Genomic DNA, 13343 nt, shown 5'->3' with positions numbered 1-13343 from the left:
ACTGGGCAGCAGCTGGAATCGGACAAGTCGCCGGACCTACCGGCGCAATAGAGAAAGGGTACAAACACTATGCGCACCTCCATCGAGGAGATTTCCGCGTCAGGTCCAGAGCTGGATGAATCACAACTCGCGGGAATCAGCGGCGGGATGAAGTCCGAAGACATCGGGCGCTCCAGCAAGGTCATCATTGTCGCAAGTGGATCCACGAGCCGCGACCACGACTTCTGACCGAACTCGCGCGTGTGGTGAAGCAGCTTTCATCCCTCCACCACACGCGCGACCCGTCAAGCCAACTACACAAGGCATGGGTCCAGATGAATACTCCGCACATTCTGGTATTAACCGTTCCAGGTGATCGCCACGCACACAACGTCTCTCACCTCCTTCGCGGAAGTGGAGCTTTGGTCACCGAAGTCGACCCGGCAATTATCCCGACACGCTCGAGGTTGACCACTTCGATAACACGCAACGGGGGAGTGACCAGAACTCTTATCGGTGCAAGCGGTCGGGTTGACCTCGAAGCAGTGGACAGCGTGTGGTTTCGCCGACCAGGCGCACCAAAGGCAGACCCAGCGATTACCGATCCCGAGATACGCACATATATCGAAGAAGAGTGCGAAGCACACGTGTCGACCACGTGGGACGACCTAAACGTGTTGGCAGTGCCGGGATCCCGTGCGGACATCCGCGACGCGAGTCGCAAGACCACCCAATTGGCGCGTGCACATTCGATCGGATTCGACCTTCCTGAGACGCTGATCACGACCGACTCGGAAGAGTTCCTTGATTTCTGGTACCGACACCGAGGCCAGGTAATTACCAAGCCACTCCATATGCCCGGGATACTTCACAAAGGACGCAGCTTGGTCCGAATGGCGGAAATTGCCTCAACGACCGACATAGCCGAAACGTCCTCATTGAGGCTGTGTCCATTGATCATTCAAGAGTATGCGGCCAAACGATCAGAAATCCGGGTGACTGTCGTAGGGGAGGATGTCTTCGCTGCTGAAATTCACAGCCAACAGAGCAATCACACCAAAATCGATTGGCGCTCCTACGATTCCAGCACTACCCGGTACACGACGCATGAGCTACCCGCACGTACCGCCCAGTTTTGCCGCGAGCTTGTCCACGGATTTGGTCTCTGTTATGGCGCAATCGATCTGGTGTTGACTCCAGATGATCGGTATGTCTTTCTCGAGGTGAATCCGTCCGGACAGTGGCTCTGGATCGAGGACGCGACCGGACTGCCGATAACCCGGGCGATTGCGGACCTACTCATCGGCTCAAAGGCCGCTCAAACCTCAACGGAGAAAAAGAGGATTCTCACATGAACGCGCCACGTGCAGAGCTACTCGAATTCGCGTACCGAGCTCTCGAACGACTGAACGCCGCGGACGGTGGAAGCGTAGATCCCGATCACGAAGCACAGTTGTTGCGTGAGTTCGACCCCACCTCGAAGTTTCGATTCCTTCCGCATCGAGATAACTTTGACAATTCCACCGCATGGGCATTGCTGATCATTGCCGACAACGGTGAGACCACGACCATGTCCTGGACGCCACCACACAACATTCCGTGGTCTCTGCGCGGCACCCACACGAGAAGTGAATCGACGCTGCTGACCGTCAACGGAGTCGAACTCTCTGTCGAAGAGGCCATCTGGCATCTCGACATCTTGTGGGAGGAGGCTGCGTTGCTTCGTAAACTTATCGACGTCTGCCTGGTGCGTGCCGAGTTGGCAGCTTCACCCGTTCATTTCACCGACGATCAACTGCAGGAGTCGATGGATGCTTTCCGGCGGTCCCGAGGCCTTCTCACCAGTGCGGCAACACAGCAGTGGATGCGCGAACATGGTCTGGATCATCGCAGCCTCGAACAGTTGGTGGAGTACGAGGCGTCCGTCGCTGTTCTACGCCAACGACATTCGGAGCAAGCTGACATATCTGATCAACGAAGCGAATTCAGTTTCGATCGGTGGCTCGCCGGCCAGCGTCGAGAATGCAGAATTGAATGGCATTGGGGAGAGTCTGCGAAGACTGCTGGGATTGCGACTTCCACGCGATGACCATGCAGCGAATACGTCCCGAGATGCAAACAGGAATCGCCGACTGTGGAGCCGCATGTTTATCAATGATACTGGGCTACTACGGGATCCGGAGAACGCCGAGTGAGATCACCGACGCGCTGGGTGCAGGGCGAGATGGGACAAGTGCGTTGTCCCTCATACGCACGTCACGGCGTTTCGGTCTTCACGCGAAGGCTGTCAGACGACCCGGTTCCGACGTCATCGCCGCGAAAACCGGTTTCCCAGGAATCGCTCACTGGGACGGCAACCACTTTGTAGTGGTCGAAAAAGCGGACTCACAGCGGGTTCGAATTGTCGACCCGGCGACTGGCCGGAGGTCAATCGACCGGTCCGAATTTGAGGACCACTACAGCGGAGTCTATCTGGAGTACACCCGTGGGACCATCCACAGGGGCGATCGTCAGGCGCGGGAATCGAAACCACTCCTCTCGCGTGAGGTGATCTTCACTTACCTACGGCACCACAGCGGAACGCTCCTGACAATGCTACTCATGTCGGTACTGGTTCAGGCTGCCGGAATTTGCGTGCCGCTTCTGTCCGGCATGTTGGTTGATCGAGTCATCCCCAACCGTGATCAGTCTCTGCACTTGGTGGTACTGGTCGCGACGGCATTGGGGCTGACCGGATACCTTGTCCTTTGTTGGGTCCGGCTCGAAATGATGCTGCGTGTGCACCGCGTTCTCGATCGCCAGCTCACTGGTGCGGCGGTTGCTCATCTGCTCCGGCTTCCCCTGTCGTATTTCCTGACCCGTGGGACCAGTGATGTCGTGCAGCGGATCGGATCCATTGTCGCGGTCCGCGAAATGTTGGGTTCGCAGGTGATCGCGACGCTGTTCGACGGACCGCTCGTGCTGGTGTACCTGTTCGTAGTCTTTGACCGGTCCTGGCAGTTGGGACTGACCCTCGTTGCTTGCATGTTCTTGCAAGTAGCGACAATCGCCTTCGGCAACCGACTCACCATTGTGAGAAGCAAGCAGGAACTGGCGACACGTGCAGCGGCCGACGGATTGTTGATCGAATCTGTGTCCGCGATCGAGACCGTGAAAGCATCGGGGCTCGAGGCGCAGATCGGTGCGAAATGGCTGAAGCTCTTCGATCGTTCACTTCAGCGGTCAATCGCATCCGCACGCATCGAATCATTCGTTCAAATTCTCGTGTCGTCGCTACAACTGACTGCACCCGCTGCGCTGATCTGGGTCGGCACGGCCCAAGTACTGGCCGGTTCGCAAACCTTGGGACAGATGATCGCCACCACCACTCTCTGCATCGCGGCACTGAGCCCGACAGCTTCGCTGGCCGGCACCGCTCAGCGAATACAGATATCGTCTGCACACTTGTCCCGAATACGCGACATCCTCCATGCCCCCACCGAGAGCGCCGACGGCAACGTGATTGCACCTGAACTCGCGGGAAACATTTCACTACAAGACGTGTCGTTTCGCTACAGCGCAGAGAGCCCGTGGGTCCTCGAGAACATCGACCTTGACATCCCAGCGGGTAGCACAGTCGCACTGGTCGGGCGCTCCGGAGCAGGGAAGAGCACACTCGCTCGAGTCCTCCTCGGGCTGTTCCCGCCCACCGCAGGTTGTGTTCGTTTCGACGGCGTCGATGCATCACAATACGAAATCACCTCACTGCGAAAACAATTCGGCGTCGTGACACAGAACGCTGGACTCTTCACCGGCACGATCGCGGACAACATCGCACTATCCCAGCCCGGCGCTACCCGCACTGCGATCATGTCTGCCGCTAAAACCGCCGCCATCGAGGCGGACATCGTGCGAATGCCGATGGCATACGACACAGTCCTTCGCGAGGGAGACGGATTGTCGGGAGGACAGCGCCAACGGGTGGCCATTGCACGTGCCATTCTGCCGAATCCAGCGATACTCCTGCTGGACGAAGCAACAAATGCTCTCGACAGTGAAACCGAGAATGCTGTCGTGTCAAACATTGAGAAGCTCGGAATCACACGGATTGTCATCGCCCACCGACTCACTACGATCGTTTCAGCGGACCTTATTCTCGTTGTCCAGGATGGGCGTATCACCGAGCGCGGTACTCACCGTGACCTTGTCGATCGCAACAGTCACTATGCGCAGCTGTTTCAGAGTGCAGCAGAGGCAGATGTTCGTTAGATTCCACCGTTCGCATCTGCCGCGAGGTCCTTTTTGCCGGTGCGCACTCACGCCGGCACCGGCAAATGAGAAGTTCTTTGCAGCAAGGTATTCGACGCCTCGTCGACTCGATCAAATGAAGTCTTGTATCAGCAGTGTCGGGAGTTCATCATGTCCATACGATCGCGACTCACCTCTTTGTTCTTTGTGGTCAGCGCGCTCTCAATGATCGTGTCCCCATTTGCATTTGCGACAACAACGACCAGATGCGCTGAGACGATCACGTTTGCTGTCGATGGCACCAAAGGTGCTGGGACTGCGACAAGTATCGATCCCGCATCACCACTGAACAAGATCGCGGACCGATACCGGGACCAAACCCACAGAGTTGAGCACGTCGAGTACCCGGGCGGAATGATCAAAGGCATTGGGGGCTGGTCGGAAAGCTACGACCAATCGGTCGCAATCGGAATCTCCAGGCTCGAGGCGCGGATCGCCGAAGAAGAGTCAAACTGCGGGGGATCCTCGAATTTCGTTCTACTCGGATACTCGCAAGGTGCGAGGATTGTCGGGGACGTCGCGTCCAACATAGACAGCGGTCGCTTCGTTACGGAAAGCCGTGACCTTGCCAGCCGAGTGGTGGTGATCTTATACGCAGATCCTCGGCAACCCGAGACCGGAATTGAGGTCGCACTCGCCGGGGTTCGTTCTACAAGCGGGATCACCTTCACGGGCGAACGGCAACCATTCTCCGTAGTTCAAGTTACCTGGGTCTGTGCCCCGACAGACGGGGTGTGCGATGCACGGAAACCGCTGGGCGTCGATACGTTCATGGGCTATATGACCACGCACACCAACTATTGAACCGAATAGGCCAGTTGTGCTGTCGATCACGACGGAGGTGAGGGGCCATTGAGAAGGGCCTCGGCACTGACAGGTGGTCAAGTCTCAGTCCCCGGCGGACCGGCGCTGACGATTGCCGGGATCTCTTACGAACCTACGAACTGAGAGCGCCGCTTCGGAGGGCTGGAAATCGAAACTTCAGACGAGCAGGCAAGCATGAACCGCGCTTTCGGGGCCTCGAAGAACGGTGAATGCTGAGGATTGCGGGTCGACTACATGCGTGCCTGGCATAAGCGACGGAATTGGACTCATCGAACTATCTGTTACGACCGGTCTGTCTGGTATGAGTAACTGGCACCCACCGAGTAACGCGTGGGCAAAGACTAGAAGGACAGCGCAATGACGCAACAGGGGATCCACTCGACGATTCAGCAAACCCAAATCAGGAAGCAGGGGCCATGGGGATTATGGTGGCTGACTGGCATAACTTTCGGAATCTACTACCTCGTCTGGTATGACCGCATCAACGGCGAACTTGCAAGCTTCACGGTCAATGAGCGCGAGGGTTGGACGCGTTGGTGGTCGCAGATCATCCCGTTCTACGGACTCGTCGGACTCTCCCGCACGGCGAAGCGTCTGAACCAAGCGCATGGGATCGCGAGTTCATCCGTGACGGTATCACCGGTCATGACGTGGCTTTGGGCGCCCGCGTGGTTTGGATCCCACACCCGCTATCTGCAGCGCCGGATCAACACTCTCGCGGATATCCAAGCGAGCCATCAGGCGTACCCGGCGTGAGGTTTCACATCGGAAACCAGCACTTGAAGTATGCGTCATCTGCTCAAGCACTGAATGCGAAACGTCCGAGTCGTGGTTGCGCACGGACCGCGCGAAGTAGTATCACCGGTGCGCGTTTGCCTCGCCGGCTCGGCGCGCAAGGCCCGCCTCGGTGTTACTGACGAGCATCAGGCGGGCCACCTGAACTGCATGCCGCTATCCGTGACGGTTGGCGGCATGCACGGCCCGTCGGGGGCTGGCATCACAATGTCCGGCGGGCCGCCTATGGTCCAGTCGACGTCTGGCGTCATCCCCAAGTTTTGGGGATGAATTGGGGATAGTTCAACACTCAAGTATCTGTGACTTCACGAAGACTGGTATCCGACACTCAGTGCACATATTCTGCCACTGCGACCGCCGGATTCAAGTCGAGTCCTGGTGTCGCACTGCCTCGCCGGGACGCAAGTCACTCTGTAGATCCGGCGAGGCGCCACGAATTGCGCGGCGATGGGAAATCAAGGGCTCATCGACGTGCACGGCCCGCCGCTCTGACGCATCCGGAGCGGCGGGCTACCGGGATCGATCCCATGCCGCGACTGGGGAGTTAATCGGTATGTCAGGTGTGTCGGGCTGGCCCATTTCCTCCAGCCCGGCGCATCGCCGAAAACGGCAACGAGCCTTGACCTCTCGACGTGATGAGGCTGGGGATACTTCCTCTATCAAATTTGCGCAGGCCCGAGGGTGGCAACCAAATGTCGCCGCGACGAATCTGCGTGGGTCGATTCCGCTGCGCACTTGCGATCCGGTGACTGTGCGGAAGATCGGCGACGGTGTGATTTCTCCGTGACGCCTACCGGCGTACTTCTCACGTGAAGGGACCAGACAATAAATGTGGATAGTGGCCCTCGGCAAGGCTTTGGAAATCGGAGGTCTGGCATTGGCGGCGAGAGGACTCTTCCTCGCATGGCGACACTCCGCTGATGGCGCTCATCTGTTTCCCGAATGGGTCCGCGACTTGAATCCGTTCCCCCGTCGACGAAGCGCCACCGTCCACGCCACGGCGGCCACTCTCGCAATAGGCACAGCGTCGGCGCTCGTGGAGGTCAGCGTTGATCCCAATCAACCATTGGCGCCCAGAGTGGCTGCGCTCGAAGCGAATCTGAACGCCGCGCGCAGAGACATTTTCGAACTCACATCCGAGCTACGCCAGCAGGCACACAAGTTCGAGGCTGAGCACAAGCGGATCGAGCGAACTCTACTTTCTGCATTGGCGGAAGAATCCCGGAAGCAGACCGGCCACGCGGTGATCGAGCTGCGGACAGCGGTTCTTGGACTCTCCTTGTCGGCATTTGGAGTCTTGATCCAACTTCCGCAATCCCTCGGGATGTAGGCGTTCTGTGCAGCCCAGTCTGAGTATTCACGCTCGGTAGGGGTCCGAGCCGGTAGTGCCGTCATATACGACTGCACGCGACGACCCACGAATTGACGTCCCTTACCGCTTCCCAGACGGAGATGAGCGCCAGGTCGGCTGGGAGTACAACCGTCCCTCCGCCGGAAACGGCTGAGTTGGCGAGGACAACGCTCGCTGCCGGATCGTGCAGTTGGATCTGTGGAACTCGTTCTCGCGTGCCCACCATGCTTTGGTGCCTTCGATGCCGCCACTGAGGAACCTGGTCCTCGTAGTGGGACTGATCATCCGGTGTTGTTTGGATTGAACGCCGTCGAGGCTGCTGCGGATGCGACGACTCGAGAGGGTCGCGCTCGGTCCTCTAGCGCCCCCATTTGTGTTGGATTCACATTGACTGATCACTGAATGGAGGAGGTTGTGTACCTGCCGTGTACCTGTCACAGGATTTGGGGCCCAAACAAGCGAAGTTCGTCTGCCCCAAAAAGGACCCTGAACTGCGGAGAATCTGTGGAGCCGATGACGGGAATCGAACCCGCGTATTCAGCTTGGGAAGCTGATGTTCTACCATTGAACTACATCGGCGTCGCAGCCGACCGGACGTGTTTTCACCGCCGATCAACGTGCTTTCCGAACATTATCAGACGAGCATTCGAGCAGACGTATCACTGGCCGTCGTTGAAGAGAAGGCGCGTGTCGAAGTCGGCACAATTGGTGGATCTTCGTCTAAAAGTTATGCGCGGGAAAGCCTGTCGGGATGGAGAACTCGAGACAGGTGGGGCTGGGCTCTGCCGTGGGAGTCCAGAACCCGCGCATCGTGTTCGGTAACCACAGTGTGATCGCACCCATCGATGGGTCGGCACTGCCCGCAGAACCGGTAACCTCTACCTGTGCTGCTCTCCGATCGTGACATCCGTGCCGAAATCTCCGTTGGACGTCTGGGTATCGACCCTTTCGACGATTCCATGGTGCAACCGTCGAGCGTCGACGTGCGCCTGGATGGTCTGTTTCGGGTGTTCAACAACACGCGGTACACGCACATCGACCCGGCACTGCGCCAGGACGAGCTGACCAGCCTGGTCGAACCGGCAGAGGGCGAGCCGTTTGTGCTTCATCCCGGCGAGTTCGTTCTCGGTTCGACTCTCGAAGTGTGCTCACTGCCGAACGACCTGGCCGGCCGCCTCGAAGGTAAGTCGAGCCTCGGGCGCCTGGGCCTTTTGACGCACTCCACTGCCGGCTTCATCGACCCGGGTTTCAGCGGCCACATCACACTGGAGCTGTCCAACGTCGCAAACCTGCCGATCACGCTGTGGCCGGGAATGAAGATCGGGCAGCTCTGCCTGCTCAAGCTGTCGAGCGCTGCAGAGTTCCCCTACGGAAGCTCCGAGGCCGGATCCAAGTACCAGGGCCAGCGCGGCCCGACTCCGTCGAAGGCGTACCTGAACTTCAACCGCAGCTGAACGAACCAACTTCGGGGGGAGTGGCATGATCGGAATTTTCTACGGTCTGGTTTTCATGAACTTGTTGTTCGTGACCAGCACCGTGTGCTTGATGAAGCCGTCGAAGGCCAGTGTTGTTGCGACCGTCTGCGCAGGAGTGGCGTGGCTGTTCTTCAACGGCCCGCTGGAAGGTCAGGTCTTGTGGTCGTTGAATCGAGAACACGGTCTGACGGTCTCGGATCTGATGTCGTTCGTTGCCTTCGGCATCGCCGCTCGTGGTTGGAATCAGGTCCGTAAGGTCCGCGAAACCGTCGACGCCGATCGCTACTGACCTGCGAGCTCACCTCAATTGAACGCCACGATTCGGACAGAAGTTTCGACCTGGAGCACAACGGTCGGCGAATCGGGCACAATTACTGAGTATGTGGTGGATTGTCGGAGGCGTACTACTCGTATGGGTCGTGTGTTCCATTCCGATTGCCATCCTGGTCGGACGCGGTATCGCGCGCCGGGACCGCGCAGAATTCGACGGCCGAAATCAACAGTGGGCCGACGAGGTTGTCAGGTCGATAGAGAAGCAATCGGATCAGGACAATGCCGATCGGCGTAAGCCACCACTGATCAGCTGACCAGCTGAACTTTTCCGGAGGTGAGTGGGCGTGGAACTTCCATCCGATACTCCCGACGACGTCGTGGCCGCAGCCGCCGGAGGACCCAGGATTCCGCAGTTCGATCCCACAGTCGGGATTCCGGTAGTTCCGCCTGCGGGAGATGCTCCACACCGGTTGGTGGTCATCGGCGACTCGCTGTCGCAGGGATTTCAGAGCGGGGCGGTCTTCAATACCGATCTGTCGTATCCGTCGATCATTGCTCACCAGTTGGGCTGGCTCGAGCGGTTCCGCTTTCCCCGATACGGCGGTCCGGGCGGGCTCCCACTCAACATCGAACTGCTGCTCCGCACCCTCGAAGAGCGCTTCGGCCCACGGCTCGACCTCTGGGAGGTTCCGCTCGCACTCTTTGCTGCACGCGGGTTCATGGATCAGGTGGAGGACTACTGGGAGCGTGGGCCGGGCAGCGTGGCGCCGACGTTCTCGGCGATCAATCACAACCTTTCGGTCTACGGGTGGGATCTTCGTGACGCTCTGACCAAGACCGCGCATGGGTGTGAGGCAGCCCTGCACGAACCGCACGACGATCTGATCAGCCAGATCGTCGAGAACAACGGCGAACGCGCCGCACTGAGAGTTCTGCCGCGAGGCTCCGAGGCAGAGAAGCGCATGACGGCGTTCGACGCGGCAGCGGAACTGGGCAAGGAAGGCATCGAAACTCTGATCGTCTTTCTCGGGGCCAACAATGCGCTCCGCACCGTCACCGAACTCCGAGTCGAGTGGAGCGGCAACAACTTCCGTGACCCGGACGGCAAGCGCGAATACACGGTGTGGCAGCCCGAGCACTTCGCGTCGGAGTACGCCGAGGTGCTGGCCGCGATCCGCAAGATCAACGCCCAGCACGTCATCCTCTGCACCGTCCCACACGTGACCATCGCACCGATCGCCCACGGGCTCGGCGGCAAGATCGAAATCGGATCCCGCTATTTCCCGTACTACGCGCGACCGTGGGTGCGCGACACAGACTTCGACCCACAGCGCGATCAACACATCACCGGCGCGCAGGCGTGGGCCGTCGATACCGCAATCGATGTGTACAACGACGGAATCGAGCAAGCCGTCGCGAATGCCCGTCGGGTGGGGAAGGACTGGTACCTCTGCGATATTGCCGGGTTGCTCGAGCGCGTGGCCTCACGGCGCTACGTCACCGACGTCAATGCGCGGCCGTCATGGTGGACGCCGTACCCCCTCCCCAAAGCACTGACCGACTTGCAACCCGTGCCGGACTCGCTGTTCCTCTCCGCCGACGGTCGCGGCGGCCGCGCGTCGGGCGGCCTCTTCTCGCTCGACGGCGTTCATCCCACGACAGTCGCGTACGGGGTGATGGCGCAAGAACTGGCGAACATCATGGTCACGGCCGGGGTCCAGTTCGACCGCGCTCAGGTCGATTTCGACCGACTCGTCCGACGCGACACCTTGGTGCGCACTCCGCCGCAGAATCTCGATTCCACGCTCGGCGTCATCGGCTGGGCCGACGAGCACCTCGGCTTTGCCAAACGCGTGTTCGGTCTCTGATTTTCAGCTTGCCTTCGACATCGTCGGTGCGACGATGCGTTCCGCGTACTCCCGCAACAGTGCCACCAGGTCTACGTCGTCGACGGAAAGTCTGCCGGTCGGACCTATCGCAGCCAAGGCACCGACGACACACCTTTCCGCGTCGTGGATCGGGACGGCGACGGCGGAGCGTCCGACACGAATCTCGTCGACCTCACGGGCGGGCTCGCCGCGCCGGATCCGAGAGAGTTCGAGTTCCAACTGGTCGCCGTCGGTGATGGTGTGTGCGGTGACCTTTCGCAATGGGGCCTCGGCCAATTCGGGTCGGCTGGCGAGGAGCAGCTTCCCGATAGCCGACGCGTGAACGGCTGTGACCAGCGTCCGTTCGCCGCTGAGCTCGTGGTCTGGATCGCGATCGACCAGTCGAATTCTGTTCTCTGCAAACGACGCGAGGTAGACGCCGAACCGTAGCTGCTCGCGGAGTTCTTCGAGGAGCACCGAATTGTCGACGGGGGTGGGTTCGGCGGCAGCCCCGGCCAATTCACGGGTGCGTCGGCCCAGCGCGAAGCCGGAGAGGTCGGCGATCCGAACCAGGTAACCGTCGGCGACAAGAAGGTTGAGTAGCCGGTATGCAGTGGCGGGTGGAATGTCGGCCAGGGCGGCAATGTCTTTGGCCGTGGCCCCCGATCCGAGCCGGGCCGCCGCTTCGAGCAGGGCGAGGGCGCGCTGAACGGCTCGGGGTTCGTGCCCACCGAGGTCGCGTGGTCGGCCCACCATCAGCGGACGCCGGCAGTCGGCTCGCCCACCAGCACGATGTTTCCGGCTGCGTCGGTGGCGAACACCCCAGCTCCTGGTAGTACGTCCTCGGTTTCGGGACTGTCGAACGCGCCGACGTGCAGCAGGCTCTTGGGGCTTCGGCGTTGCAGGTAGAACTGCCAGAGCGTGCCCGAGGTCAGGATCACGAGCACAGCGATCGGTGCAACGTACGCATGGTCGATCGTGTTGGCGTACAACAGGTATCCGAGAACTACCGCGCCGGCACCACTTCCACACGACGCGGCTGCGAGAACGCCGGGAGTGTGCTCTCCGATACGCGTCAGGAAGACAACCGATGCGATCGCCACCAGTGCATAGGCAACGATGACGGCACCGCGAACCGTCAGTCGAACGTCGTCGAAAATCTCTCCGCGTCCAAGGATGGCAAAGGCTCCGCCGCCCACCAGAACTGTGCAGACGACGACGGTCAGCGCGAAGTAGGGCGTGCGAAATGCGCTGTGAACCGAGGCGAACCGGCGGGGGAGTAGGCGTTCGACGCCGAACGAGTAGACCAGACGCGACGCAGCGTTGGACGACGCCATCGACGACGCCAGCCACGAGCACCCCAGACCGACGTTGAGCGCGATGACGACACCTGGACTCACACCCGTCGCTGTTCCGTGGAGATAGGCGTTGACGAGGGTGTCGCTACGTCCCGACCAAGCGGCCCAGCCCGCAAAGATGAAGAGCGATCCACAGATGATCGGGGTGAGAAGGACTGTGCGGGTGACGGTTACCAGCGGTCGACGAGATTCGGGGCCGAAGAAGGCCGCGCTCTCGAATCCGGCGAGAGCGAACACGGCAGCCAGGGCGGTGAGTAACAGCCCGTGACCGGAGGTGGGCGGAACGATCTGTGCTTGTTGGCTTCCGGAACCGCCCAGAATCATGAGCCCGACGATGAACAGAAGTGAGCAGCTTTCTACGACGAGGATCGCGAGAGCAGCAAATCTGACACTTCGAACGAGGGCACCGAGAATCAGCAGGGCTATCCCCAGATAGAGCGCGATGACGTGAAAAGTCTTGTCCACGTGCACACCCGCGAAGCCGAGCAAAGCGATTGCGGCCTGTCCTCCGTGATAGAGCGTCATTACCGCGCTGCCGACGTACTTGACCAGCATGGCGATGCCGGTGGTCAATGCTGCCCGGGTGCCCAGGCCACGAAAGACGAAGCTGTGCAGCCCGCCCGATGCTGCCATTCGGCGCGTGAACTGCGAAACGCAGAAAGCGATGAGCGTCACCAGCACGGTGGCCGCGATGATGGTGATCATCCCGCTCAACAATCTGCCGTGTGTCAGCATGGTGACGGGCAGAACGACCATCGACACAGCAGGGGCGGTGGTTGCCACCGACTGGGCCAGCACTTCGGCGCCCGAGAGTTGCCGACGGCCCAACGCGCGCAGCGGTGATCGCGCCGGGGGTTGCTTCTCGCGCGTGGTGAAGGACCGCGCGATAGCTTCGGTGAGAGCGGACATGTCGCGTCACGCTAGTCCGGTTCTGTAACGCGGATATTGCGGACATGCTTCCGCTGATCGCACTCGGGTGAGAGAGCCCGATGCTGATGCTCGCAGGTTTCTCACTCGGTCCCCACTGACTGTTTCCTGCGCGTCAAGTTCCGGACCCAACGCTCCTGAAGTCTGTGTTCAACACCAACCACCCGGGTCACCGGGAGCACACTGGGGAGCTCGAATGCCATAC

13 protein-coding genes and 1 tRNA gene are annotated in these 13343 nt (G+C 60.0%); 11 read left to right on the top strand and 3 right to left on the bottom strand.

Going from position 1 to position 13343, the window contains the following annotated elements; translation table 11 throughout:
* Positions 1-69: 69 nt before the first annotated feature.
* From ACKAMS_RS27845 to ACKAMS_RS27815, 7 genes are all read left to right on the top strand, one after another.
* Positions 70-228, top strand: coding sequence for a putative ATP-grasp target RiPP (locus ACKAMS_RS27845; RefSeq protein ID WP_095971880.1), 159 nt, complete (start codon positions 70-72; stop codon positions 226-228).
* Positions 229-476: 248 nt separating this feature from the next.
* Complete coding sequence (locus ACKAMS_RS27840; RefSeq protein WP_408989858.1) at positions 477-1334, top strand: ATP-dependent carboxylate-amine ligase; 858 nt, start codon at positions 477-479, stop codon at positions 1332-1334.
* Positions 1331-2068 (top strand): TIGR04500 family putative peptide maturation system protein, encoded by a 738-nt coding sequence (locus tag ACKAMS_RS27835; RefSeq protein ID WP_408989857.1) that lies wholly within the window; start codon positions 1331-1333, stop codon positions 2066-2068. Before ACKAMS_RS27840 ends, ACKAMS_RS27835 begins: the two co-directional genes overlap by 4 nt.
* Positions 2014-4227 carry a peptidase domain-containing ABC transporter gene (locus ACKAMS_RS27830; RefSeq protein ID WP_408989856.1) on the top strand — a complete coding sequence of 738 codons (2214 nt, stop codon included), beginning with the start codon at positions 2014-2016 and terminating at the stop codon, positions 4225-4227. The genes ACKAMS_RS27835 and ACKAMS_RS27830 overlap by 55 nt, the downstream gene beginning before the upstream one ends.
* 150 nt (positions 4228-4377) lie before the next feature.
* Complete coding sequence (locus ACKAMS_RS27825; protein ID WP_408989855.1) at positions 4378-5070, top strand: PE-PPE domain-containing protein; 693 nt, start codon at positions 4378-4380, stop codon at positions 5068-5070.
* Between the two features lie 378 nt (positions 5071-5448).
* Positions 5449-5847, top strand: a complete 399-nt coding sequence (locus ACKAMS_RS27820; RefSeq protein WP_408989854.1) for a hypothetical protein — start codon at positions 5449-5451, stop codon at positions 5845-5847.
* An 868-nt stretch (positions 5848-6715) separates the two neighbouring features.
* A complete protein-coding gene (locus tag ACKAMS_RS27815) occupies positions 6716-7216 on the top strand; it encodes a hypothetical protein (protein WP_408989853.1) in 501 nt (166 codons plus the stop codon).
* 526 nt (positions 7217-7742) lie between these two features.
* On the opposite strand, the gene ACKAMS_RS27810 is transcribed toward ACKAMS_RS27815, so the two are convergent.
* A tRNA-Gly gene (locus ACKAMS_RS27810) sits at positions 7743-7816 on the bottom strand.
* Between the two features lie 305 nt (positions 7817-8121).
* Between ACKAMS_RS27810 and dcd the strand changes: the two genes are divergently transcribed.
* The 4 genes from dcd (at position 8122) to ACKAMS_RS27790 (ending at position 10853) form a co-directional block, all read left to right on the top strand.
* Positions 8122-8691 (top strand): dCTP deaminase, encoded by a 570-nt coding sequence (dcd, locus tag ACKAMS_RS27805; RefSeq protein ID WP_019747488.1) that lies wholly within the window; start codon positions 8122-8124, stop codon positions 8689-8691.
* A gap of 25 nt (positions 8692-8716) precedes the next feature.
* Complete coding sequence (locus ACKAMS_RS27800) at positions 8717-9001, top strand: hypothetical protein (RefSeq protein WP_046378093.1); 285 nt, start codon at positions 8717-8719, stop codon at positions 8999-9001.
* A 91-nt stretch (positions 9002-9092) separates the two neighbouring features.
* Complete coding sequence (locus tag ACKAMS_RS27795; RefSeq protein ID WP_019747486.1) at positions 9093-9299, top strand: hypothetical protein; 207 nt, start codon at positions 9093-9095, stop codon at positions 9297-9299.
* 30 nt (positions 9300-9329) lie between these two features.
* Positions 9330-10853, top strand: a complete 1524-nt coding sequence (locus ACKAMS_RS27790; protein ID WP_141487664.1) for a hypothetical protein — start codon at positions 9330-9332, stop codon at positions 10851-10853.
* Positions 10854-10856: 3 nt separating this feature from the next.
* Here ACKAMS_RS27790 and ACKAMS_RS27785 read toward each other — a convergent pair whose 3' ends face one another.
* Entirely contained in the window at positions 10857-11609 is a 753-nt protein-coding gene (locus tag ACKAMS_RS27785) for an IclR family transcriptional regulator (RefSeq protein ID WP_408989852.1), read from the bottom strand.
* Positions 11609-13120, bottom strand: a complete 1512-nt coding sequence (locus ACKAMS_RS27780) for an APC family permease (RefSeq protein WP_408989851.1) — start codon at positions 13118-13120, stop codon at positions 11609-11611. The genes ACKAMS_RS27785 and ACKAMS_RS27780 overlap by 1 nt, the downstream gene beginning before the upstream one ends.
* Positions 13121-13343: the final 223 nt, after the last annotated feature.

Source organism: Rhodococcus sp. 5A-K4, assembly GCF_046097995.1.
Lineage (GTDB): Bacteria > Actinomycetota > Actinomycetes > Mycobacteriales > Mycobacteriaceae > Rhodococcus_F > Rhodococcus_F erythropolis.
The sequence above is the reverse complement of the archived record's forward strand: the minus strand, read 5'-3'. Positions and strand labels throughout refer to the sequence as shown.